The organism is Flavobacterium frigoris, from assembly GCF_900111075.1.
GTDB classification, from domain to species: domain Bacteria; phylum Bacteroidota; class Bacteroidia; order Flavobacteriales; family Flavobacteriaceae; genus Flavobacterium; species Flavobacterium frigoris.
In genome coordinates this window covers 205,081-229,665 of the sequence record NZ_FOFZ01000005.1, presented here as the reverse complement: position 1 = coordinate 229,665, position 24,585 = coordinate 205,081, and the positions used below count along the sequence as shown (strand labels likewise).

Here is a 24,585-nt window from a genome sequence, read left to right as displayed (position 1 = left end):
CAAATCTTCTTTGATAAACGACAACTTTTTGGATTGCAGATTATTTTCTTAGTTGGAGAGAAGTAAGGAATTTTTCACCGCAAAATTCGGCGCTAAAATATATTACAACGGTTCCTGGCTTAGCTTGGTGGGGAACTTTTAAGCAGATTATTTTTGGCTATACGAATATATGAAAAAAAACGGAAATTCCACCAAATTCCCCATCATGCTAAACCAGTGTTATAATAGGTATTATTTAGCACAAAACTTTTTCGTTATTCAATTTTTCAGCACAATACTTTTGGCTACAAACTGCATCACTTTAATTGAAGTAAATTATTTTCGGCTTAACGATTTTACCAAAATTTATTTCGACGCAAACTGCATCACTTTAATTTAACCAAAATACTTTCTGCTAAATGAATTCGCCACAATATTTTTGGACGCAAACTGCATCACTTTAATTTAACCAAATTACTTTCTGCTTAAGAATTTCACAAGAATTTATTTCGACATAAACTTTTTCAAATCTTTCTTAATAATCATCATTTTTTGGATTGCAGATTATTTTCTGAGAAGGAGCGAAGCAAGTGATTTTTTCACCGCAAAATGGCAAAGGCGGATTCAAGTTTCTAGCGCAATTTCTTAGCGATTAAGTTTTGCCTTATTTTTCCAATTCAGAAAGCAATTTTGATTGTCTTTAGGCTTTCTAAATTCAAAAAATAAAGCTACGATTTATTTTGGATTAACAATGATTTTATATAAAATTTTGATTCATATATAATCGACTAATTGTGTTTAGAGGAGAATCATATTCCAGCGTTTTTCTTGGTCTTTGATTGAGTTGATTTTGGACTTCTTTTAGTTGTTTTTTTGTTACTAAATTAAAGTCAGTTCCTTTAGGGAAATAGTCTCTAATTAACCCATTTGTATTCTCATTTGTTGGTCTTTCCCAGGGACTATATGGATGCGCAAAATACACTTTTACTTTGCTGTTTTTAGTAAAGGTTTTATGTTGTGCCATCTCTGTTCCATTATCATAAGTTAGGGATAGTTTTAAGTTGGTAGGAAGCTTTCTAAATTCACTTTCAAACGCCTTTCTAACAGCGGTTGAATCTTTCTTTTTTAGGTGGACAATTATTAAAAACCGAGTGGTTCTTTCTACTAGTGTTCCAATGGCACTTTCTCTATTTTTTCCTAGCACCAGGTCGCCTTCCCAATGACCTGGTATTTCACGAGTAAGTACTTCGGCAGGTCTTTCATCGATACGAATTGGATCTTTGATTGTTGTTCTTTTATCAGCTCCTCTACGGACATTTCCACGATACTTTCTCTTCTGTCTTAATTGAGATATTAGTAATTTTTCGACCTCTTTTTTGGGTTGAATATAGATGTGATAATAGATACTTTCGTGTGAGATTTGCATTGTTGAATCGAATGGATAAAATTGTTTTAAAGCATCAGAAATTTGCTTTGGAGACCAATGTAATTCTAGATGTAAATATACAAAATTCTTAAGCTTTGGATTGCTATTAATTTTAGATAATCCTAACCGTTTATCCATAAGATTATGAACGTAATTTACTTCTGCTTTTAGGTTGTCGTAAGGCTCATTCTTCACTCTTTTTCGTTCTCTCGAAATGGTACTTGGATGAACCGATAGAGTAGTGGCAATTTGCTTGTTATTTTTGCCTAATGCAATTAGTTTTTCAATCTGAATTCTATGGTCACGATTGAGTCTTTTGTAAGCTGTTTTCATATTACAATTTTAAGTATTTTTTGTCTTAAAATTGCGTTAGATTCCTGACTCTGCGAAAATATCTATTATAACTAGTAGATAACATCAAATATATACATCTTTTTTGATATTTAATACTAGGTTTTAAGTATTTTCTTTCTTTTTTAAATCTTGTCTATTTGCAGTTGCTCGCGTGAAGGGGAGGAGCTAACTACCGAAGTAGTGCGTATCACCTGACAGCAGTTTAGAAAGGGGCTTTGTGCGCGCAAAATAAATAAGCCCCTTTTTATACTGGTGGCACGCCCAAAAGATTGTGCTAATTTTAAGAGAGAAATTTGCTTGTAAGGCTAAAAACGATTTTAAACTTTGTAACTTTGAGCTTTAAAAATGTTAAACTTCAAACAACAATAAATGAGTCAAGAGATAAGAAATTTAGAACCAAAAGTGCTTTGGAATAAGTTTGCCGATTTGAATGCCGTTCCTCGCCCTTCAAAAAAAGAAGAAAGAGTGATTGAGTTCATGAAAAACTTTGGTAAAAGCCTTGGATTAGAAACTTTTGAAGATGATATTCGTAATGTGATTATCCGCAAGCCAGCGACTCCAGGAATGGAAAATCGTAAAGCAATAGTAATGCAGGGACACTTGGATATGGTACACCAAAAAAATTCGGATACTGTTTTTGATTTCGATACACAGGGAATCGATATGTATGTTGATGAAGACTGGGTGCGTGCTAGAGGAACTACGCTTGGTGCAGATAATGGATTAGGAGTTGCCGCAATTATGGCAATTTTAGAAAGTACAGATATTGCGCATCCTGCGATTGAAGCTTTGTTTACTATTGACGAAGAAACTGGAATGACGGGTGCTTTGAATCTAAAAGGCGGAATCTTGCAAGGACAAATTCTTTTGAATTTAGATACTGAAGAGGATGACGAAATCGACATTGGCTGTGCTGGTGGAATTGACGTTACTGCTACTGCTGAGTATGATGAAGAGGAAACTCCTGAAGGTTCTGTGGGGTATTCAATTACCGTAAAAGGATTAAATGGTGGGCATTCAGGAATGGATATTCACAAAGGACTGGGGAATGCTAATAAAATTATGAACCGCCTGTTATTTGATGGTTTTGATAATTTTGGATTACAAATAGCTGAAATTAAAGGAGGAAGCCTTCGTAATGCTATTCCGCGTGAAAGTGTGGCGCAAGTAATTATTGCTTCGGTATTTGATGAAGCTTTTGTGTTTGATATGCAACAGGTGGTTAATGATATAAAAACAGAATTAAAAACAACGGAACCTAATTTAGAGGTAGTTTTTGAGAAACTGGATACTACGCCGGCAAAAGTAATGCCGTCTATTGCTCAGTATTATTTTGTAAGAGCGATGTATACTGCTCACAACGGTGTGTATAGAATGAGCGCTGACTTTGCTGATTTAGTAGAAACGTCTAATAATATAGCTAAAGTAGTTTTAGGCGAAGGAAAGCTTTCTGTACAGTGTTTAACGCGTTCGTCTGTAGAAACGGCTAAGTTTGATTTAGCGAATGCTTTGACATCCGCTTTTGAATTGATGGGTTGTGAAGTAGAGCTTGCAGGATCGTATCCTGGTTGGACACCAAATGCTGAATCTGAAATTCTAGATGTTTTAGTCCCTATTTATGAGAAACAAACGGGTGAAAAACCAAGTGTTGTAGCTTGTCATGCAGGATTAGAATGTGGGCTTCTGGGAACAAATTACCCAGAGATGGATATGATTTCTTTTGGCCCTACTATTCGTGGAGCACATTCTCCTGATGAAAGAGCGAGTATCTCATCATCTCAAAAATTTTGGAAACTTTTGTTAGAAATTCTAGCGAATATTCCGTTGAAATAGTATTTAGTGTTCAGTATTTAAAAAAAAATAGTGTTCAGTTTATGTATAACTGAACACTATTATCTGAGTGCTGAACACTAATTTTTAATCTCTTTTTGGACTGTTTTTCTTTTCTCTTTTTTCTTCTTTCTTTTCTTTAGCCGTTTTAAGAGGCTCTTTTTTGGCGGTTTTCTTCGCGTCTTGACTTTTTGCCATGATATTAGTATTTGAATTTTCGTGTTTAGTGTAGGTAAATGTATGTAATATTTTGGTTTCTTCTAAATATTATTTTAAAAAATCCCCGTCGATGATTAATAATTCAACAGCAGCTGCAGTTATGGATCGATGAGAACTTAAATCATCTGAAACGACATAGGTCATTCCTTCCGTAAGTTGGATTTCTTCTCCCGTTGCCATTTCGCTAACGAAATTCCCTTTCAGACAATGGACTATATGTCCTTTTTGGCACCAGTGATCTGCTAGGTAATTTTCGCTATAGGTTACTTTTCTAATTCTTAGTCCGCCCAATTGTATTGTCTGCCAGTAGGCTGTTCCAGTTTCTCCTGGATATGCTATTTTTTCTATCGCATTCCAGTCGATCGTTTGGAAAGGTATGTTTGACATGTTTCTGGCGTTATAATTTGTAATGTAATATAGGAATTTTTTCTAAATAAAAATCTCCAACTACTCATCGTAATTGGAGAATTCAATTTTTGGAATTTATCCCTAAACTTAGGGATTGGAATTTTATTTTCTTTATCTTTTCTTCAAGATTTTATATTCCTCATAACAGCCACTGATAGCGTCCATAATTTGAAGGTCATTTGCGGTTTGAATAAAGGATTCAGAGTAATTACAACGTTGCAATATTTCAGGTATTTCTTTTTTATCAATCCCTAAAAGCACTGCAAGGGTTTCTCTGTCAAACTTTGATTCTAGAAGATTACGCACTGTATCGTCCTTACGCATTTCTTTTAATTTTTTTAATTCTTTTGGGTTGTTACCAAAGAAATTATAAAGCATATCTGCGGGGTTGAAAATGGAGCCAAGAACTCTCCCAAACGCATTTGGAGAGTATTCACCTGCTTCATATCCATGCGTTAAGCCAGAAATACTATAGCGGTAATTTTCACTTGTGGGAATTGTTTTTGAATCTACTTCCAGATATCCTGTTAAGTTAAACGGTCTAATGACTACTTCTTCAAGTGCAATAGCGCTCTCGGTAAGGAAAATCTTAGCTACTTTGTTCTTGATCCAGTCATTCGTAACTTTAACTCGAAGGGATTGAAACCCTAAAAGGGAAATATGCAGGGTGTCGGTTGGTTGTACATCAATTTCAAAGTAACCGTTAGAATCGGTTCGTGCTCCTCTAACTTTATTGATATTGATGATATTTGCATTAATCAATGCCGACTTAGTGTTGTCGTTATAGATAAAGCCGGATACTTTTTGGGAATGAACTATCTCTTGTGCAGATGCGGTTAAGGATAGTGCTAAAAAAAAGAGAACTATAAAATATTTCATAAACTGATTTAAAACTTTAAAAGTAGTAAAACAGGATTAAATATTTTATAGTTCTCTTATAATTATAAGAAAATTAACAGTAGATGTTAGTCTCTTCTTGGTCTTCTTGGTTTAGGTGCGTCACCAAAACTTTCAGAACGTCTAGGAGCTCTATCTGAAGAACCTTCGCTTCTTGGAGCTGAGCTTCTTCTTTCAAAGCCACCTTCTCTCGGAGCTGAGCTTCTTCCGCCGAAACCACCTTCTCTTGGGGCTGAGTTTCTATCGCTTCTAAAACCACCACCAGAGCCTTCTCTTCTTGGTGCAAAACTACCTTCTCTTCTTGGAGCAGAACTTCTTCCGCCACCAAAACCACCACCAGAACTTCTTCCGTTGTGATCACGTCTTCCGCCACCATCATTTTTAGAAATTTCAACATTGATACGACGTCCTTCTAATTGTACGTTGTTCAACACTTCCATTACTTTATCAGTATGTTCCGGATCAGTGTTAAAGAAAGAGAAACCTTCTTTTACGTCTACTTTGAAAACATCATCACGACCTAAGTCTAATGTCTCTTTCAAGTAATCTTTTAATGACATCCAATCGAAGTTATCTCTAGAACCTATGTTCACAAAATATCTTGTTGCACCACCATTATTATTTTCTCTTGGAGTACCATCTCTGTCATCACGTCTTTCAGAACCTGAAGATTGATTAGAGATGTCTCTAGTTTTCTTGTAATAGTTGATGAAACGGTTGAATTCAACTGAAACCATTTTCTTGATTAACTCTTCTTTCGATAAGTCTTCAAGTACGTTATTAATTGCCGGAAGATAGTTGTCAATTTCGTGATCAACTTCTACATCCTTAATCTTATTAGCTAAGTGCAATAATTGGATTTCGCAGATTTCGATTCCTGAAGGAACTGTTTTTTCTTCAAATTTTTGTTTGATGATTCTTTCAATAGAAGAAATCTTACGCAATTCGCTTTTAGTTACAATTACAATAGAAGTACCTAATTTTCCAGCACGACCAGTACGACCAGAGCGGTGATTGTAAGTTTCTATTTCGTCAGGTAGTTGATAGTTTACTACGTGAGTAATGTTGTCAACGTCAATTCCACGTGCTGCAACATCAGTAGCTACAAGCATTTGGATTTGTCTTCCTCTAAAAGACTTCATTACACCATCACGTTGCGCTTGAGATAAATCTCCGTGCAATGCAGCGGCGCTGTATCCATCTTCTACTAATTTCTCTGCAACAGCTTGTGTATCACGTTTTGTTCTACAGAAAACTACAGAGAAGATATCTGGATTAGCATCAGCTAAACGTTTCAAAGCTTCGTAACGGTCACGTGCGTTTACAAGGTAAAACTCATGTGAAACTGTTGCAGAACCTGAATTCTTAGCTCCTACGGTAATTTCAATTGGGTCACGCATGAATTGTTTTCCAATTCTAGCTACTTCTGCTGGCATTGTAGCCGAGAATAACCATGTGTTTTTTTCGTCTGGCGTAGTGGATAGGATATTTACGATATCTTCGTAGAAACCCATATTCAACATTTCGTCAGCCTCATCTAGAATACAGTAATTGATTTGAGAAATGTTTACCAATCCTCTGTTAATCATATCTTGCATTCTTCCTGGAGTTGCTACAATAATTTGTGCACCTCTCTTAATTTCTCTTGCTTGGTCTGTTATGCTAGCTCCACCGTAAACTGCTACCACATTAATACCTTTTTCGTATTTAGAGTAGTTTTTAATTTCGTTGGTAATCTGCAAACAAAGTTCGCGTGTTGGAGATAAAATCAATGCTTGTGTATTTCTGTTGTCGGCATCAATTTTCTGAATAACTGGAAATCCAAATGCTGCCGTTTTCCCTGTCCCTGTTTGAGCCAACGCAACCATATCTGTGTCTTTTTCCAATAATAGGGGAATCGCTTTCTCCTGTACTTCGGTCGGATTCTCAAATCCTAGATCTAAAATCGCCTTCAGTAACGATTCACTCAATCCTAATTGTTCAAATTTATTCATATGTATTTTTAAAATAGGGTGCAAAATTACTGTTAATAATTGATATAAACTAATGCTATTTCAAGTTTTGTTGTTTTATTAATATTTGATTATCAGAAAGTTATATTTTTAATTTTAGATTTCGCCTTTTGAATTTGGAATTAGATAAAGAAATAACGGCGAGAATTATAAAAATACATATTAAAATTGTTAAATATTAACGCTTATTTTTCGTTTTTCAAAAAGCGGATTAGCAGCTGTGTTGCTTTTGCTCTGTGACTGATCTGATTTTTTATTGCAGACGACACTTCGGCGAAAGTTTCCTGATACCCTTCAGGTTGGAAGATGGGATCATAACCAAAACCTTCAGTTCCGGCTTTGGCTAAGGTGATTTGGCCTTGAGCTATACCAGTAAAAAGATGTTGCTTCCCCTTTATATTCAAAGTAATTACCGTTTTGAATTGGGCATTCCTATCGGATTTATCAGATAAGGCTTCCAATAGTTTATCCATGTTGTCTTCAGAGCTGCGTTGTTCGCCTGCATATCTGGCAGAATACACTCCGGGAGCTCCGTTCAGCGCTTCCACTTCGAGTCCTGTATCATCCGCAAAACAATCATAGCCATATTTTTCAGTCACATAATTGGCTTTTAAAATCGCATTGCCTTCGATAGTGTCGGCAGTTTCTGGAATCTCCTCATGGCAACCAATGTCTTCCAAGCTTACTATTTCTATAGTTGATGGAAGTAGTTGTTGAATTTCCTTTATTTTGTTTTTATTGTTTGATGCGAAGACGAGTTTCATTTATTTTGATTTTGGATTGATCAAAGATAGGTGTTTTTTAAAATAGGTCTAAAGTATATTAGCATCCTTTAATAATTTAGGAATGAGAAGTGGTTTGTAAGCTAGCTTGTCGATGGGCTTTAGTTTAACATTTTTCAGACAGGTTAAAAAGGTGTTAAAAGTCTAATTATCAAATTATTAAATATATATTGGTTGTATCTTTGAGTATGGTTTTGGTTTGTTATTGATTATGGCCATCTGGAATGAGTAGCGTATTTAATAGTCAATTGTATCGAGAGGTATGAGTTGATGATGATAAACCAAAGTCTAAAAATTGGAGGTCTGTAACAAGGCCTCCTTTTTATTGAAATATATCGTAGAAATTGGGCTCTGTGGTTAAGCAGTATTTATATAGAATTGTGGAAATTCTAAAAATGAATCGAATTGATATTAATAAATTTAATATGTATTAATAAAAATGAATATTCTTTAATTACTGATTGTCAAGTGGTTAATCATTAGTTAAAAGCCTGATTTATAAATTTTTTTGTCGCATTTAATTGTATCTTTGATATGTGGTTTTGATTAATTACTTGTGTATATCAATCTTCACATGAGAATGACAACGCAATATTCAGCTATACTTTATTAATTGTATGAGTTGATAATGGTAAATCAGAACTAACACTTGGAGGGCTTTAATAGCCCTCCTTTTTTGTATGATAATTTTTTTTAAAATGTATTTTAACCATTCTTAAATTATTCGTGAAATATAAATCGAATTAATGTTTAAATTTATACCACGCACATTAATTCGTAGAACGACTTCTTTATTGAATCGTTTTACAGCTAAGGCGAAAAATTCATCTACCAGATGTAGTGAGTGTTATGTAAACGAAAAAAAGAATTCGCCTAGCTAAAACGCAATCGTACATAAACATGCTTGATTCCTTTTTTTTCTGAATCTCTTTCATCAATTTCTAGAATATCGGTCAATGATTTTAACATTGGAGTTAGTTTTACAAAGCCATAATTTCTAGGATCGAATTCGGGTTTTCTTTTTACGATAAGATTTCCAACATCACCAAGAAAGGCCCAGCCGTCGTCATCGCAAATATCTTCGATTGTACTTTCAATGAGTTCGATAGTTTGTGTGTCTATTTTGTTTAAAGATGATTTCTCAATCGGTTTTTCAATCGTTTTCCCAACGGGTTTTTCGACTGGTTTTTTGGTGTCTGCAGAGCGTTTTTTAGCTTTTTTCTGAATAGCACCATCCAAAACTTCGATGTAAATAAATCGATCACAGGCTACAATAAAGGAATTAGGTGTTTTCTTTTCTCCAATTCCAATAACTTTCATTCCGGATTCTCTCAATCGTATCGCTAGTCTGGTAAAATCAGAATCACTCGAAACGATACAAAATCCATCTACCTTGTCAGAATACAATAAGTCCATGGCGTCAATTATCATTGCTGAATCTGAAGAATTTTTTCCAACGGTATAACTGTATTGTTGAATGGGGGTGATTGCATGTTCTAATAAAACACTTTTCCAGCCTCCAGCATTTGGCTTCGTCCAATCGGCATATATACGTTTTGTCGTAGGTGTTCCAAATTTGGCTATTTCTTCCATCATTCCTTTTACGTTACTATAGGGAACGTTGTCTGCGTCAATTAGAACAGCCAGTTTTAATTCTTTTGTATCTTGTGCCATAAATTATGTCGAATTGAAATATTTATTCAAAGGTACAAAGTTTATTATTGAAAATGAATTTTTGCCTTTCTCACCATGACATAACACTCCTTTTTGATAGGAAAAAGAATAATGTGCGAGACGGCTACTAAAAAAAAATGACATAAAATCCTTTTTTAAGGTTTAAATATTTATTTTTGCAACTTCTTAAAGTTAAAATTATTACTTAAATATATTATGGTAAAAGATTTATTCGAAAGGATTCAGAACAATAAAGGACCACTAGGAAAATGGGCTTCGCAAGCTGAGGGATATTTTGTTTTCCCCAAGTTAGAAGGTGATTTGGGTCCAAGAATGCAGTTTGGTGGAAAAGAGATTTTGAACTGGAGTTTGAACGACTATTTAGGTTTAGCGAATCACCCTGAGGTGAGAAGAGCAGATGCCGATGCAGCGATTCAATACGGTGCAGCTTACCCTATGGGAGCTAGAATGATGAGTGGTCATACAAAATATCATGAGCAATTAGAGAATGAATTGGCAGCTTTTGTAATGAAAGAATCTGCTTATTTATTGAATTTTGGTTACCAGGGAATGGTATCTATTATTGATGCTTTGGTTACTAAAAATGATGTAATTGTATATGATGTAGATGCTCATGCTTGTATTATTGATGGTGTTCGTCTGCATATGGGTAAACGTTTTACCTACAGACATAATGACATTGAAAGCATGGAGAAAAACCTGCAACGTGCTACAAAATTAGCTACAGAGAATGGTGGAGGTATCTTATTTATTACTGAAGGTGTTTTTGGAATGCGTGGTCAACAAGGAAAACTGAGAGAGATTGTTGCAATGAAGCAAAAATATAATTTCCGTTTATTAGTTGATGATGCACATGGTTTTGGTACACTAGGAGAAACAGGTGCAGGTGCAGGTGAGGAGCAAGGAGTTCAAGATGACATTGATGTTTACTTTTCTACTTTTGCAAAATCAATGGCTAACATTGGTGCTTTTGTTGCAGCAGATAAGGACATTATTGATTACCTAAAATACAACTTACGTTCTCAAATGTTTGCTAAATCATTACCAATGATTCAAGTTATTGGTTCTTTGAAACGTTTAGATCTGTTACGCAATCACCCAGAATTGAAAGCTAAACTTTGGGAGAATGTTAATGCTCTACAAAGTGGTTTAAGAAGTAAAGGATTTAACATAGGAGACACTAATACTTGTGTAACACCTGTTTATCTTGAAGGAAGTGTTCCTGAAGCGATGGTTATGGTAAATGATTTGAGAGAAAATTACGGAATTTTCTTGTCGATTGTTATTTATCCTGTGATTCCAAAAGGAATGATTTTATTACGTGTGATTCCAACGGCTCCTCATACATTGTCTGACATTGATGAGACGCTAGTTGCTTTTGAAGCAATTCGTGAGAAGTTAGAAAATGGTACTTATAAAGAAATTGCATCAAAAACTAAAGTTGATTTAGACGCATAGTTTGTTTATACTACAATTTATATTTAAAATCCATTCGCTAATAACGAATGGATTTTTTTTTATAGGTTATAAATGTAGTTTTTGTGTAAATTTAAAGAGAATTATTAATAAGGTAATTATGAAGAATGGTAGTATAGTACTTGTGGTATTTGTCGCCCTTTTCATTTCATGTAAAGAAGAAGTAACTCCAGATGTTCTAGAAAAAACGATTGGTAAAGTAACTATTTCTGAAAAATGTTATAGCGGCAGTATTAATAAAGACACTATTTTGATGAGTTTGACGATTTTAGGGAATCATGTTGCTAAAGGAAAATTAAGTTACAATTTTTCTGAAAAAGATAGAAATGAAGGGACATTTGTAGGGCAGTTAAAAGGAGACACACTTATTGCAGATTATACTTTTATGTCGGAAGGGATATTATCAGTTCGTCAGATTGCATTTTTAAAAAAGGGAGAAACTTACATTGAAGGCTTCGGAGATGTGATAGATGATAATAACGGGAAAGTGCAATTTAAGGATGTTAGCCAATTAAAATTTGAAGGAAAACCAGTTTTGTCAAAAGCGGATTGTAAGAGGTGATGCTTTATAGAAACTGTAAATATAAGAAGCCCATTTTACTTTTGTAAAATGGGCTTCTTTATAAATTTCGATAGGAAAGTTATAATGCTATCCTGAAAGTTTTTCTTCTGCAATGAATTTCTGGATTAAAATGTTTCCATAGATTATGAACGGCTATGTTATCTGCCAATTCAGGTGTGCGGAAGCAATTTATCACTCCTTTTTCTTTAAAAGTAAGATAGTATTCATTAAAAATTATTGCTGTAACTGCCTTGTTCTGATAGTTAGGATGAACACCAATGAGATAAAAAATCATATCTTTACTTTGTTTTTTAGCTTTAAGTAAATGAATAAAACCAAAAGGGAATAATTTTCCTTTTGCCTTTTGCAAAGCTTTAGAAAAGGAAGGCATAACAATACTGAAAGCAACAATATTATGGTCTTTGTCTTCTACAAATTTAATATACTCAGGATTGATCAAGCTGATGTACTTTTTTTTAAAATATTCTTTTTGAATATCAGTTATTGCTACAAAAGAAGATAAAGAGGCATAGGATTCATTGAATAAATCAAACATTTTATCCACGTGCGGCATTACCTCTTTAGTAGTCTTAAAATTAAGTGGACTTAGTTGGTATCTTCTTTTTACCAAATCATTTGCCTTCTCAAAAAATTCAGGCTTTACATTTTCGAAAGGAAATTTACTTTCGATATATTCTTTTTCGGTTGTATAGCCCAATTGTTCAAAATGGGTGGCGTAGTAAGGATAGTTATACCAGGTAATCATCGTTCCTAATTGGTCAAATCCTTCGGTCAATACTCCTACTTTATCTAGATTTGAAAAACCCATAGGCCCTTCTACATATTCGAGTCCGTTTTTCTTTCCTAATTCATATACTTTTTCTAAAAGAGCTTTCGTGACTTCAAGATCATCAATTACGTCAAACCATCCAAAACGCACTTTCTTTTTTTGTTGATCATTTACCTCGCTCCAATTGATAATTGCTGAAATTCGTCCAACAATTTCATCATTTCTGTAGGCAAGAAAAAAATAAGCTTCAGCATTCTCGAAAGCAGGGTTTTTCTTTTTATCAAAAGATTCTAACTCGTCTGCAATGATGGGTGGAACCCAGAACTCGTTGTCTTTATATAGGGAAAAAGGAAATTTGACATATGCAGTTAATTCACTTTTTGTAATCGCTTCTTTTATAGTAATCATTGTAAATTCTTATTTTGTAGATTCAATTTCGTCTTTGCGTTTTTTAATCTTTTTTCCCGCTTTCTTCTCCATCTTTGATTTGGAGCTGTCGCCGCTGTCAATGCTCATTCGAACTTCCTTATAATTTGCATCATAGCGCCAAGAAAATCCTATTCCTCCATAAAGCACTGTTGGTGTATCTTTGAAATTTGTGCTTATTGAAGCATCAATTTGCATGTCTTTGTTTAACAAGTAGGCCGCACCACCTCTAAGGATAGCGTCACTGTAAAAGTCACTTTTAAACCCTTGGTTTTCAACAAATCCGGACCATTTGTCATTAAATCCTTTTGTTAATGTTAGTACGTATCCGTAGCTTGGATAATCAGTTGTGATATAATCAGCTATGATGTTTGTCACAAAAACCCATGTTCCATCACCCAGATGATTTTGAGTAATCAGCATGACTTTTGGGGAGATACTGGCATCTGGAGAAAAATAATACGGATTATTTTTCATGGTGAAGTTTGCTCCGGCAAATACTGACACAGCTGGGACTAATTGATGCCAATTAAAAGAATGGTTGGCTTTCCAGCTGTAAATATTGATGTTATTTTCTTGATTTTTAAACGGGTCATATATCAGGTATTTAGCACCTAAGATGGTTTGTTTAAAATTTGATTTCTTAGCGTCACTGAAATTGGTTGTGAATTTTGCGTTTTGGTATTGCACGTCGGCTATTAATTCTAATCGCTCTAATAATGCACCATATCGTAAAGTAAGGTCAAATCCAAAACCTGTAGCATCATAGCCCAATAAACGATGGTTTTCTTTGATTGCGAAAATTCCGCTTTCCACTTGAATAACTGACTTTCCAACGGCAAAGGCTGACATGGTTTCACCGGGTCTATTTGAATTAATCACATCAGTATGTTGCCCGTAATGAATAATTGGAAATATAAAAATCACAGCAGCAAGTACTATTTTAAGTTTTGACATATTTTTTTTGAGTTTAAAAGTAATAACGCTGTTCAAATGTACTATATTTTATCATTTATTTAAGAATGATATTTTAATTTTGTCCCGAAATTTCGAGATGGATTTATTAATTTTGCTAAAAAATATTTGATTATGCAAACTGCCTCCTTTACAGGTTTTATAAGAGTACTGTTTTACATTCTGGCTTTCTATTATATTTTTAAGTTTTTGGCAAAATTATTCCTGCCTTTATTAGTTAAAAAAGTAGTGCAGAAAGCAGGAGAGAATTATCAGCAACAACAAAATAGGACACAAGATACTTCATGGAAGAAAACACAGTCCAGTGATCAAGTCATTTATAACACCTCAAATTCTAACAAACCACGGGAAACCAAAAAAGTAGGGGATTATGTCGATTACGAAGAAATAGATTAGATTTGTCCTAGTTAATACTCTCATATTTTAAAAATAAATCTGGAAATTTGAAAATTATAAATAAATTTTACCCGCACGCTTTAGCCATTCTTGGTTTTGTCCTTGTCTCTTTAATCTATTTTTATCCCGTTTTACAAGGAAAGCAAATCTACCAATCTGATATTGCCCAATATACGGGTATGGCCAAAGAGCAGAATGACTTTAGAGCCGTTGAACATGTGGAGCCTTATTGGACAAACAGTGCTTTTGGTGGAATGCCTACTTATCAGTTAGGGGCGAAGTATCCTTATGATTTTATAGGGGCGATAGATGATGTCTTGCGATTTTTGCCGCGTCCAGCAGATTATTTATTTTTATACTTCTTAGGCTTTTACGGTTTATTATTAGTTTTAAAAACAGATCCGTTAAAAGCCTTTTTTGGTGCTTTAGCCTTTGGTTTTTCTACTTATTTGATTATTATACTTGGAGTAGGACATAATGCCAAAGCACATGCAATTGCGTATATGCCAATGGTGATTGCAGGTTTTATATTGGTATTCCAAAAAAAATACGTTCTCGGAGGTTTATTGACGATGTTTGCGACAGCATTAGAAATTAATGCCAATCACTTTCAAATGACCTATTATTTATTGATTTTCTTGCTGATCCTTTCGGCTTATTTTATCTATTTGGATATTAAGGACAAATCATATAAACCACTTTTAAATTCTCTTGTAGTTCTTGCCATCGCTGGAATATTTGCCATTGGCGCCAATGCAACAAACTTGTTAGCAACTTCAGAATATGCCAGTTTTAGTACCAGAGGTAAAAGTGAATTAAGTTTTAATCCTGATGGTTCAAAAAGTACTTCTTCAAGCGCTATGACTAGAGATTATATTACCGAATATAGCTATGGCATAGCTGAAAGTTTCAATCTTATTGCTCCAAGACTTTTTGGTGGATCAAACAATGAAAGTTTGAGTAAAGACTCTGAGATGGTAGAATTTCTGCAACAACAACAGGTAGGCGAAGGCCAATATATTTCACAAGCACAAGCCATAGAATATGCTAAAGACGGGATGCCAACGTATTGGGGAGATCAGCCTATTGTGGCTGCACCAGCATACATTGGAATTGTAGTTTTCTTTTTAGGTATTTTAGCCCTGTTTATTGATGATCGAAAAATTAAATATGTTTTTCTTTCTGGAGCGATTACTGCTTTAATCCTTTCTTGGGGTAAAAATTTCCCTATTTTGACAGATTTCTTTATTGATTATGTCCCTATGTACAATAAGTTCAGGGCGGTCTCTTCGATACAGGTGATTTTAGAATTATGTTTCCCTGTTTTGGCAATTATGGGGTTACAAACTTTTTTCAAATCAGATAAAGAAAAACAATGGGATGGTTTATGGAAGTCTAGCATCGCCACTTTTGGTATTATAGCTTTATTATTTATCGGTAAAGGAATGTTTGATTTTTCAAGTGCAAATGATGCAGGTTATTTAAGAAGTATGGGGCCAAATTTTGTCCGCGCTCTAAAAGAAGATAGAAAAACACTTTATTCAGCAGATTTGCTCAGATCTGGATTTTTTATACTTTTAGCAGCTGGAGCTCTTTGGTTATTTATAAAAAATAAAATAGCGCAGAATACCGCGATAATTCTTGTGGGATTATTTATGGTTTCCGATTTGTTTTTTGTTGATAAAAATTATGTTTCGGCAGAAGATTTTGTTAGTAGTAGAGAAGTAGAAGTTCCTTTCCAAGAAACTCCTTCTGATGCTATGATATTAAAGGACACAAGTCATTATCGTGTTTTTGAAGTAAGTGGTAATTTTTCGAGTGCAAGAGCCTCATATTTTCATAAATCTATCGGAGGGTATCATGCTGCAAAACCACGAAAAGTACAACAGTTGTTTGATTATCAAATTGCTAAAAGCAACATGGAAATTCTAAATATGTTGAATGTTAAATACATTATACAGACCAATAAAGAGGGAAAAGAATTCCCAACTATAAATCCAAATGCTAATGGTAACGCTTGGTTTGTCAATGATGTTAAATTAGTGAATAAGTCTAATGAAGAAATGAGAATGTTAGACAGGTTTGACACTAAACGTGCGGCTATTTTCAATATTCATCTGTATGGTGATAAATTTAAAAACGCCCGTTTAAAGAGGAATTTAGATACATCAGGAACAATAAAAATAGATATATACAAACCCAATTATATAAAATACACCTCTAATAATAAAAAGGAAGGCTTAGCAGTTTTCTCTGAAATTTATTATGAAGATGGATGGAATGCTTACATTGATGGTGTGAAAACAGCCCATTTTCCTGTTGATTATGTATTGAGAGCTTTGATTGTACCTGGAGGAGAGCATACGATTGAATTCAAATTTGAGCCCCAAGTTATTAAAACAGGAAGTATGATCACCTTATTTAGTGCTTTGGGTATGTTATTGCTTTTAGGAGGTGGAATTTATTATGAAAGAAAGAAAAGATTTAAGAATGTTGAGTAACGATTTTTGATTTAAGAACTTTAGAAGTAGTGTTCATTATTTATTGATCTTATTACTTCATTATTCATTTAGTATCTTTGTTGTAATCTAAAAAAAAGCAATAATGAAAAAGGTAGTGCTTAATTGTGGGACTCCAAAGGAGTTAGAAGCTAAAAGAATTGTCGAAATTAAATCGCTTTCTTATCTCGAAAGATTAGAACGATTAATGGCGATTTTAGAGGTTTCTTATATGCTTAAAACAGCGCAGAAAATACAATCTAAAAAATAATGAATGAGCAAATAGTTGCTATTTGGAATAGTTTTTTTCAAAACAAAGTTAGATATTTAACTATTGGAGGTTTTGCCGTAAATATTTATGGTTATAATCGCAATACAGGAGATATTGATATTTATTTAGAAGACACTCCTGAGAATCGAATTAATTTAAGAAAGGCATTAAAATCTATTGATTTAGGAGATTTTGAAACCATTGAAACCATGCAATTTATTCCTGGTTGGACAGATTTCACATTGAGTTATGGTTTGCGATTGGATATAATGACCGCCGTTAAAGGTTTGGAAGATAAATCATTTGATTCGCTTTTAAATGACGCCACTGTTTTGATGATTAAAGAAAGTCCTGTTTATTTTATTGATTATGATAATTTGATTATTGCCAAAAAAGCTACAAACAGAGCAAAAGACATTCTAGATATCGAGGAATTGGAAAAATTAAATGGAAATTGATCGTTTAATTTGTAGAAATCTGAAATCACTAATTTCATTCAAAAATCAATCAATATCAATTGAATATTAAATCATAAATTGGAAAACAAAAAAATCTTAATCATAACTTATTATTGGCCGCCTGCAGGAGGACCAGGTGTTCAACGTTGGCTTAAATTTGCAAAATATTTACCTGATTTTGGAGTTCAGCCCATAGTTTATGTGCCAGAGAACCCTACATATCCCATTGTTGATGAAAATTTAATAAAAGAAGTTTCGGATAAGGTAACTGTATTGAAGCATAAAATTTTTGAGCCTTATCAATTAGCTTCTTTTTTTTCTAAGAATAAAACCAAGAAAATAAGTTCCGGAATCATTCCAAACCAGAAAAAACAGTCCTTAATGGATAAACTTTTTCTTTTAATAAGAGGGAATCTGTTTATTCCTGACGCGCGGTTTTTATGGGTGAAACCCTCGGTTTCTTATTTAGAAAAATACATTGCAGAAAATAATATTGATACGATTATCACTTCGGGGCCACCGCATAGTTTACATCTCATCGGATTGCAGTTAAAACAGAAGTTAGATTTAAAGTGGTTTGCTGATTTCAGGGATCCATGGACTACTATTGGCTATCATAAATCGTTGCGATTATCAAATTATGCCACTAAGAAGCATAAGAGGTTAGAACATAAAGTTTTGAATACTGCAGACACGATTATTGTTACGAGCAAGACTACAAAAACAGAATTTCAAGCTATTACAACGAAACCTATTGCAGTGATTACAAATGGATATGACGTCGAGAATATAGAAATCCAGCCATTGGACACCAAGTTTAGTTTGGCGCACATTGGTTCCTTTCTTTCTGAGCGAAACCCTACGATTTTATGGGAATGTTTAGTGGAGTTAATCAATGATATTCCAGATTTCAACTCGCATTTAGAGATAAAATTAATAGGAGCAGTAAGTCAGGAAGTACTGGAAACTATTTCACAATTTGGATTAAATCCCTATTTGAATAATTTAGGATATGTTTCGCACGGAGAAGCGATTGCTCACCAGCGCAAATCACAAGTTTTGTTATTGATCGAAATTGATTCTCAAGACACTAAGAGCATTATTCCAGGTAAGTTGTTTGAGTATATGGTTTCCAACAGGCCAATTGTTGCTATCGGACCAAAAGATTCTGATTTTGCCGAAATCATTACGAATACCAATACAGGAGTATTTTTTGAATATTCGGAGAAAACAAGATTGAAAAGTGTAATTTTGGACTTTTACAATCAATTTTTAGAAGGGAAACTAAAATCGAATGGTGTAGGTTTGCAAAAATTTTCCAGAAAGAATCTCACAAAAGAATTAGTTGCTTTAATAAAGTAAATATTCAAAATCTAACATAAAACTTCTAATCTCCGAATGGGAATAGTACTAAATCAGTCGTTAAAAAACACAATTATAACCTATATCGGTTTTGGTATTGGAGGAATAAGTACTATTTTTTTATTTCCTTATATATTAGGTAAAACCTTTTACGGACTCTCAAATTATATTCTATCCTGTGCTAATGTGATCATGCCTTTATTCGCTATTGGAATGCAAAATACATTGGTGAAGTTTTATTCACAATGTAAAACAGATGAGGAAGAAAGTCGCTTTTTATCCTTTACAGTTCTTTTTCCACTTTTATTAAGTGTTCCATTGATATTGATCGGGTTGCTTTTTTTTGATGATATCGCTTATTTTCTAACCAAGAAAAATGCAATTGTAAAAGATTTTATTTGGCTTATCCCATTCATTGGATTGTGTATGGCTTATTTCGAAATTTTTTATGCTTGGGCAAGAGTGCATATGCATTCTGTTTTTGGTAATTTTATAAAAGAAGTGGGTTTGCGTTTTGTTTCTTTATTGGGTTTGCTGGCAATTTATTTTAAATGGATAACAATTGTAGAGTTTATTTATTTCACTGCAGTAATCTACTTCCTTGCATTTTTAGTAACTATGTTATATGCTTTTCGAATAAAAAAACCTGTTTTTCAGTTTGTTATACCGTCAAATGTAAAAGAAATATTAATATATACATTTTATATTATTCTATCGGGTAGTGTGGCTAATTTGCTTTTGGATGGGGACAAAATAATGCTGAATCAATATATGGCCATTGGTAATATTGCATTTTATTCGGTTGCGACTTACATTGCTTTGGTAATTTCGGTTCCAAGTAGAGCAATGCATCAAATTGTGTATCCTATTACCGCAAAGTTAATGCACAATAATCAACATGATGAACTGAACGATTTGTATAAAAAAACGTCTATTAATTTACAAATTGTGGGCGGATTTGTAATGTTATGCATTTTTGTAAATATTGAGCAATTGTATGAAATGATTCCAAAAGAATATAGTGGAGGGATTTTAGTGGTATTTATGATAGGTATATCTAAATATTTTGATCTGATTTTAGGCAATAATAATGCGATCATTTTTAATACAAAATATTATCGAGCAGTTTTGTTTTTGGGGGTTTTGTTGGTTCTTCTAACCGTAGGATTAAATATGATTTTCATTCCGATATATGGCATTTTAGGTTCTGCCTTTGCAACTTTGTTGTCAATTACTCTTTATAGTTTGGCTAAGCTAATGTTTGTTGTAAAACGCTTGCATTTGTATCCTTTCACAGCTCAAACTTTATATTCTATAGCGTTAACTATTGTATTATTTTTATTGTTTTATTTTTGGCAGTTTCCTTTTCATCCAATAATTGCAATAGGTCTAAAATCGATTTTAGTAACCATTTCGTATGTATACCTAAATTATAAATTGGTGATTTCTAAAGAGATTAATCAGGTAATTGACAACGTCTTAAAAAAGTTAAAAATAGGTTAGGTTCTTTTTCATAAATTCATTTAGTTTTTTAAGGCAAATGTTAATCACTAAAAGTGGGTATTGTGATAGCTGCTCTAAGTTCTTAATTTTGTTGCGTCATAATTGTTCGAGTAAAACAAGGTTGAATTTAAATCATACGATTATTATGAAAAATCAAGTGTTAACCCAGGAAGAGGATAGAATTAAATTCTCAAAAATTCTAAAAGAGAAAATGAAAAAGGGGTTTGTAATAGTAGAAAGAAATGATAAATTACCTTTTGCTGTTTTATCCAAAAAAGGACAGAAAGTAAATCATAATGTCAATTTTATTTTTTCTTGCGCTACACTAGGTTTATGGTCTATTCCATGGATGTATCAAAGTTTTGTTTCTTCTCGTGAAAAAAGAATATTAGTTGCGATTGATGAAGACGGAAATACTTTTGAAGATAAATGTTTTTAGTATATTTGACAGAATTTAAGATCAAATTATTAATAAATTTATTACCTATTCTTTATGAAAAAAATTTTACTATGCTTAACGGCAGTTTTATTCAATGTTTTTGTAGCTTCGTCGCAAACAGATACAATAGCAACAACTTCTGTATCAACAGATAATGAGGTAGTTTTACCTAAAAAAAATAATGTAAAAGTAAGTTTGACAAGTCTTGTTTTTAAGAATTTTCAATTTCAATATGAAAGAAGTCTTACAAAACGTATTGGTTTTGTTTTTGGATATAGTTTTATACCAAAAGGGAGTGTTCCTTTTAAAAGTCAAATAAATGATTTAACATCAAGTAGTTCTGACACAAAAGATATGTTTACTAATGCAGAATTAGGGTATACTGCTATTACACCTGAAGTTCGATTCTATTTAGGAAAAGGGTATGGAAAAGGATTTTATATAGCTCCTTTTTATAGACACTTACAATACGATATTACGGATATTAATTTTACTTACACAAGTGATTTAGGTGCCCAAGAAGACATTGCTATGGGAGGAAAGCTTTCAGCAAATACGTTTGGATTGCAATTGGGAGCACAATTTAATTTAGGAAAACATCTTATTTTAGATTGGTGGATTGTAGGACCTCATTATGGTACTTCTAAAGGGGATTTCGCGGGTGTAACTAGCAGACTTTTAACACCTACAGAACAAGCAGAACTTCAAAAAGAGCTTGATAAAATTGAGCTTCCCTTGTCTGATGTAAATGCCAAGGCTAATGCAAATGGGGCTACAATAAATATAAGCGGACCATGGGGAGGTGTTCGTAGTGGTATAAGTTTAGGATATAGATTTTAAAGATTAAAATAAATAAAAAAGCAGAAAAATCAATTACGATTTTTCTGCTTTTTTTTATAGTTTTAAGGCTGCTTTCAAATACGTTCCAGTAATTGATTTTTTGTTTTTTACAATTTCTTCTGGTGTTCCTACAGCCAGTAATTGCCCTCCGTTTTCTCCACCTTCAGGGCCTAAATCAATAACCCAATCCGCACATTTTATAAGGTCTAAATTGTGTTCTATTACCATTATAGAATGCCCTTTTTCTATTAAAGCATCAAAAGAAGCTAAAAGTTTCTTTATATCATGGAAATGTAATCCAGTCGTAGGTTCGTCAAATACAAACAAAGCTTTTTCTTTTGTCGCTCCTTTTACCAGAAAAGAAGCCAGTTTTATTCTTTGTGCTTCACCACCAGAAAGGGTAGAGGAGGACTGTCCTAATTGCACATATCCCAATCCAACATCTTGCAATGGTTTTAATTTCTGTGTGATTTTTTGTTGGGCATTAGTTTCAAAAAAGGCTACTGCATCATCAATAGTCATGGTCAGAATATCATTGATATTTTTTCCGGCAAAAGCAACTTCGAGTACTTCCTTCTTAAATCGTTTGCCGTTGCAGGTTTCACAAGGCAATTGAACATCGGCCATAAAAACCATTTCTACGTTTATAGAACCTTCTCCTTTACAGGTTTCGCATCTGCCACCATCTACATTGAAAGAAAAATGTTTTGGGAGATAGCCTCTTATTTTTGATAATTTCTCTTTTGCATACAATTCTCTAATGTCATCATAAGCCTTGATGTAGGTTACTGGATTAGAACGAGAGCTTCTCCCTATTGGATTTTGATCTACATACTCTATGTGCTTTATTTGTGAAAAAGAGCCTGATATCTCACTAAATTGACCCGCTTTTTCGCCAGCATTATCTAATTTTTTTTGCATGGCAGGAAACAAGATCTTCTTGATTAGGGTACTTTTTCCACTTCCCGAAACACCTGTAATTACAGTAAGGACATCTAGTGGAAATGTAACATCAATATTTTGCAGGTTATTTTCTCTCGCTCCTTTTATTTCAATGAAATTTTTAAATTTTCTACGTTTTTTAGGAATTGAAATTTCTAACTCTCCGTTGAGATATTTTGCGGTTAATGACGTTGATTTTAAAATTTCATCAAAGGTACCTTGCGCAACTAATTCTCCACCAAAGGAACCGGCCTCCGGACCGATATCGATAATCATATCAGCAGCTTTCATAATATCTTCATCGTGTTCAACGACTATTACGGTATTGCCTAAGTCGCGAAGCGATAGTAATACTTTTATTAATCGTTCCGTATCTTTTGGGTGTAACCCTATACTCGGCTCATCTAAAATATACATTGAACCGACTAGACTGCTTCCTAGTGAAGTGGCCAAGTTAATACGTTGAGACTCTCCGCCTGAAAGTGTAGCGGAATTTCTGTTTAAGGTAAGGTAATCTAAACCTACTTCAGTCAAAAAAGACAATCTGTTGTTTATTTCTAATAGCAAACGTCTTGCAATCTGTTTTTCATACACATCTAATTCTATTCCTTCGAAAAAAGAGACTAAATGCTTAATAGGAAGGTCGACTAAGTCAGAAACGGTCTTTGAATTGATTTTAACATATGAAGCCTCAATGCGCAAACGCTTACCTTTGCAGGAATGGCACTTGGTTTTACCGCGGTAACGGCTAAGCATGACGCGATTTTGTATTTTATAATTTTTTTCTTCTAATTCTTTAAAAAAATCATTTAATCCTTGAAAATATTGGTTTCCTTGCCATATCAACTCTTTTTGCTCTTCGTTCAGTTGATATAAAGGTTTGTGAATGGGAAAATCAAATTTGTAAGCATTGTTTACCAGTTCATCACGGAACCAGCTCATGCTTTCGCCTCTCCAAGGGAAAATGGCATTCTCATATACAGATAAAGAGGTATTCGGGGTAACAAGTTCAGCATCGACACCTATTATATTCCCATATCCTTCGCATACGGGACAAGCACCGTAAGGATTATTGAAGCTAAACAAGTGCACATTTGGCTCCAAGAAAGTGATTCCATCCAGTTCAAAATTATTGGAATAAGAAAACCTTTTATCAGAATTTAATTCTTGTAAATGACAGATGCCTTTTCCTTCATAGAAAGCAGTTTGTACCGCATCTGCAAGACGATTATAGAATTCCTCTTCGTCTTTTACTACAATTCGATCGATGATTAACAATATATCTTTTTTGTCAAGTGCATGCTGCTCGATTTCGTCTAAACGAATCATTTGATCGTCAACTAAAATTCTAGCAAATCCTTGATGTAATAATGCTTTAAGCTTATCTTCTAGTTTTCGACCTTCTTCGAGATGTATTGGCGCTAGGAGTAACCATTTGCTATCCAAATCAAATTTTTTGACTTCAGCAACAACATCGGTAACGGTATTTTTTTTTACTTCTTGACCGGAAATTGGTGAAAACGTTCTTCCAATTCGGGCAAATAATAATTTCATATAGTCGTAGATCTCAGTAGAAGTTCCTACTGTAGAACGGGCGTTAGTAGTGTTTACTTTTTGCTCAATGGCAATAGCAGGGGCAATACCTTTGATGTATTCTACTTTAGGTTTATCTAACCTTCCAAGGAATTGTCTCGCATAAGAAGATAAACTTTCTACATAACGGCGTTGCCCCTCAGCATACAAAGTATCAAAAGCCAAACTGGATTTTCCAGAACCAGAAAGACCGGTGATCACAACCAATTTGTTGCGCGGAATGACAACATCCACATTTTTCAAATTGTGGACTTGTGCGCCTTTTATAATTATATTTTTTTTTGGATCTATTTTTGAAAAGTCAACTTGCATAAAAAATAATGTATTTTCACAAAAGTAATCAATTTTCGATAGAGAAGCGGGATTGAACAATTCACAAATTTTAGCTAATACTAGTATTTTAAATTAGTTTTGTCTTCGAATCCTTATTTTTATTAGTGTGTACTTTTAAA

General features: G+C 33.7%; 20 protein-coding genes. 11 read left to right on the top strand and 9 right to left on the bottom strand.

Features of this window, described 5'->3' with window-relative positions; all coding sequences use genetic code 11:
- Positions 1-736: 736 nt before the first annotated feature.
- Positions 737-1,738 (bottom strand): IS30 family transposase, encoded by a 1,002-nt coding sequence (locus BMW63_RS09420; protein ID WP_074723210.1) that lies wholly within the window; start codon positions 1,736-1,738, stop codon positions 737-739.
- A gap of 390 nt (positions 1,739-2,128) precedes the next feature.
- On the opposite strand from BMW63_RS09420, the gene BMW63_RS09415 reads away from it, so the two are divergent.
- Entirely contained in the window at positions 2,129-3,592 is a 1,464-nt protein-coding gene (locus BMW63_RS09415) for an aminoacyl-histidine dipeptidase (RefSeq protein ID WP_074723209.1), read from the top strand.
- A gap of 264 nt (positions 3,593-3,856) precedes the next feature.
- Here BMW63_RS09415 and BMW63_RS09410 read toward each other — a convergent pair whose 3' ends face one another.
- From BMW63_RS09410 to BMW63_RS09390, 5 genes are all read right to left on the bottom strand, one after another.
- On the bottom strand, positions 3,857-4,195 hold the full coding sequence (locus BMW63_RS09410) for a DHCW motif cupin fold protein (protein WP_074723208.1): 339 nt from the start codon (positions 4,193-4,195) through the stop codon (positions 3,857-3,859).
- Positions 4,196-4,327: 132 nt separating this feature from the next.
- Positions 4,328-5,095 carry a carboxypeptidase-like regulatory domain-containing protein gene (locus tag BMW63_RS09405; RefSeq protein ID WP_074723207.1) on the bottom strand — a complete coding sequence of 256 codons (768 nt, stop codon included), beginning with the start codon at positions 5,093-5,095 and terminating at the stop codon, positions 4,328-4,330.
- A gap of 86 nt (positions 5,096-5,181) precedes the next feature.
- Positions 5,182-7,107, bottom strand: a complete 1,926-nt coding sequence (locus BMW63_RS09400) for a DEAD/DEAH box helicase (RefSeq protein ID WP_074723206.1) — start codon at positions 7,105-7,107, stop codon at positions 5,182-5,184.
- A 203-nt stretch (positions 7,108-7,310) separates the two neighbouring features.
- The gene (locus BMW63_RS09395; RefSeq protein ID WP_074723205.1) at positions 7,311-7,889 is read right to left on the bottom strand and encodes a non-canonical purine NTP diphosphatase; all 579 of its coding nucleotides are present in this window, start codon (positions 7,887-7,889) and stop codon (positions 7,311-7,313) included.
- 891 nt (positions 7,890-8,780) lie between these two features.
- Positions 8,781-9,581, bottom strand: coding sequence for an NYN domain-containing protein (locus BMW63_RS09390; protein WP_074723204.1), 801 nt, complete (start codon positions 9,579-9,581; stop codon positions 8,781-8,783).
- 216 nt (positions 9,582-9,797) lie between these two features.
- Here BMW63_RS09390 and BMW63_RS09385 point away from each other — a divergent pair, with 216 nt between their 5' ends.
- On the top strand, positions 9,798-11,060 hold the full coding sequence (locus BMW63_RS09385) for a cysteate-C-fatty acyltransferase (protein ID WP_074723203.1): 1,263 nt from the start codon (positions 9,798-9,800) through the stop codon (positions 11,058-11,060).
- A 118-nt stretch (positions 11,061-11,178) separates the two neighbouring features.
- Positions 11,179-11,640: a hypothetical protein gene (locus BMW63_RS09380; protein ID WP_074723202.1), complete on the top strand. Its 462-nt coding sequence runs from the start codon at positions 11,179-11,181 to the stop codon at positions 11,638-11,640.
- 79 nt (positions 11,641-11,719) lie between these two features.
- Here BMW63_RS09380 and BMW63_RS09375 read toward each other — a convergent pair whose 3' ends face one another.
- The gene (locus tag BMW63_RS09375; protein ID WP_074723201.1) at positions 11,720-12,838 is read right to left on the bottom strand and encodes a GTP cyclohydrolase; all 1,119 of its coding nucleotides are present in this window, start codon (positions 12,836-12,838) and stop codon (positions 11,720-11,722) included.
- A 9-nt stretch (positions 12,839-12,847) separates the two neighbouring features.
- On the bottom strand, positions 12,848-13,813 hold the full coding sequence (locus BMW63_RS09370) for a transporter (protein ID WP_074723200.1): 966 nt from the start codon (positions 13,811-13,813) through the stop codon (positions 12,848-12,850).
- Between the two features lie 132 nt (positions 13,814-13,945).
- On the opposite strand from BMW63_RS09370, the gene BMW63_RS09365 reads away from it, so the two are divergent.
- The 8 genes from BMW63_RS09365 to BMW63_RS09335 all read left to right on the top strand — a co-directional run bounded on the left by BMW63_RS09365 (position 13,946) and on the right by BMW63_RS09335 (position 21,598).
- Entirely contained in the window at positions 13,946-14,227 is a 282-nt protein-coding gene (locus BMW63_RS09365) for a DUF4834 family protein (protein WP_074723199.1), read from the top strand.
- A 47-nt stretch (positions 14,228-14,274) separates the two neighbouring features.
- Positions 14,275-16,728, top strand: coding sequence for a YfhO family protein (locus BMW63_RS09360; RefSeq protein WP_074723198.1), 2,454 nt, complete (start codon positions 14,275-14,277; stop codon positions 16,726-16,728).
- A gap of 103 nt (positions 16,729-16,831) precedes the next feature.
- Positions 16,832-16,996, top strand: a complete 165-nt coding sequence (locus tag BMW63_RS18130; protein ID WP_175460275.1) for a hypothetical protein — start codon at positions 16,832-16,834, stop codon at positions 16,994-16,996.
- Positions 16,996-17,454, top strand: coding sequence for a hypothetical protein (locus BMW63_RS09355; protein WP_074723197.1), 459 nt, complete (start codon positions 16,996-16,998; stop codon positions 17,452-17,454). The genes BMW63_RS18130 and BMW63_RS09355 overlap by 1 nt, the downstream gene beginning before the upstream one ends.
- 78 nt (positions 17,455-17,532) lie before the next feature.
- Positions 17,533-18,816: a glycosyltransferase family 4 protein gene (locus BMW63_RS09350; protein WP_074723196.1), complete on the top strand. Its 1,284-nt coding sequence runs from the start codon at positions 17,533-17,535 to the stop codon at positions 18,814-18,816.
- Positions 18,817-18,852: 36 nt separating this feature from the next.
- Positions 18,853-20,319, top strand: coding sequence for a lipopolysaccharide biosynthesis protein (locus BMW63_RS09345; protein ID WP_074723195.1), 1,467 nt, complete (start codon positions 18,853-18,855; stop codon positions 20,317-20,319).
- A 145-nt stretch (positions 20,320-20,464) separates the two neighbouring features.
- Complete coding sequence (locus tag BMW63_RS09340; RefSeq protein ID WP_074723194.1) at positions 20,465-20,758, top strand: hypothetical protein; 294 nt, start codon at positions 20,465-20,467, stop codon at positions 20,756-20,758.
- Positions 20,759-20,812: 54 nt separating this feature from the next.
- A complete protein-coding gene (locus BMW63_RS09335) occupies positions 20,813-21,598 on the top strand; it encodes a hypothetical protein (RefSeq protein WP_083380410.1) in 786 nt (261 codons plus the stop codon).
- Positions 21,599-21,652: 54 nt separating this feature from the next.
- Here the strand turns inward: BMW63_RS09335 and uvrA are convergent, their stop codons facing one another.
- Positions 21,653-24,445 carry an excinuclease ABC subunit UvrA gene (gene uvrA, locus BMW63_RS09330; protein WP_074723193.1) on the bottom strand — a complete coding sequence of 931 codons (2,793 nt, stop codon included), beginning with the start codon at positions 24,443-24,445 and terminating at the stop codon, positions 21,653-21,655.
- Positions 24,446-24,585 lie beyond the last annotated feature (140 nt).

Bases quoted from the DNA above. Each gene is read 5' to 3' on its own strand.
- BMW63_RS09405 (WP_074723207.1), bottom strand. From the start codon at position 5,095: ATGAAATATTTTATAGTTCTCTTTTTTTTAGCACTATCCTTAACCGCA.
- BMW63_RS09385 (WP_074723203.1), top strand. From the start codon at position 9,798: ATGGTAAAAGATTTATTCGAAAGGATTCAGAACAATAAAGGACCACTA.
- BMW63_RS09395 (WP_074723205.1), bottom strand. From the start codon at position 7,889: ATGAAACTCGTCTTCGCATCAAACAATAAAAACAAAATAAAGGAAATT.
- BMW63_RS09390 (WP_074723204.1), bottom strand. From the start codon at position 9,581: ATGGCACAAGATACAAAAGAATTAAAACTGGCTGTTCTAATTGACGCA.
- BMW63_RS09410 (WP_074723208.1), bottom strand. From the start codon at position 4,195: ATGTCAAACATACCTTTCCAAACGATCGACTGGAATGCGATAGAAAAA.
- BMW63_RS09355 (WP_074723197.1), top strand. From the start codon at position 16,996: ATGAATGAGCAAATAGTTGCTATTTGGAATAGTTTTTTTCAAAACAAA.
- BMW63_RS09420 (WP_074723210.1), bottom strand. From the start codon at position 1,738: ATGAAAACAGCTTACAAAAGACTCAATCGTGACCATAGAATTCAGATT.
- BMW63_RS09380 (WP_074723202.1), top strand. From the start codon at position 11,179: ATGAAGAATGGTAGTATAGTACTTGTGGTATTTGTCGCCCTTTTCATT.
- BMW63_RS09365 (WP_074723199.1), top strand. From the start codon at position 13,946: ATGCAAACTGCCTCCTTTACAGGTTTTATAAGAGTACTGTTTTACATT.
- BMW63_RS09400 (WP_074723206.1), bottom strand. From the start codon at position 7,107: ATGAATAAATTTGAACAATTAGGATTGAGTGAATCGTTACTGAAGGCG.
- uvrA (WP_074723193.1), bottom strand. From the start codon at position 24,445: ATGCAAGTTGACTTTTCAAAAATAGATCCAAAAAAAAATATAATTATA.
- BMW63_RS09370 (WP_074723200.1), bottom strand. From the start codon at position 13,813: ATGTCAAAACTTAAAATAGTACTTGCTGCTGTGATTTTTATATTTCCA.
- BMW63_RS09335 (WP_083380410.1), top strand. From the start codon at position 20,813: ATGAAAAAAATTTTACTATGCTTAACGGCAGTTTTATTCAATGTTTTT.
- BMW63_RS09345 (WP_074723195.1), top strand. From the start codon at position 18,853: ATGGGAATAGTACTAAATCAGTCGTTAAAAAACACAATTATAACCTAT.
- BMW63_RS09415 (WP_074723209.1), top strand. From the start codon at position 2,129: ATGAGTCAAGAGATAAGAAATTTAGAACCAAAAGTGCTTTGGAATAAG.
- BMW63_RS09340 (WP_074723194.1), top strand. From the start codon at position 20,465: ATGAAAAATCAAGTGTTAACCCAGGAAGAGGATAGAATTAAATTCTCA.
- BMW63_RS09375 (WP_074723201.1), bottom strand. From the start codon at position 12,838: ATGATTACTATAAAAGAAGCGATTACAAAAAGTGAATTAACTGCATAT.
- BMW63_RS18130 (WP_175460275.1), top strand. From the start codon at position 16,832: ATGAAAAAGGTAGTGCTTAATTGTGGGACTCCAAAGGAGTTAGAAGCT.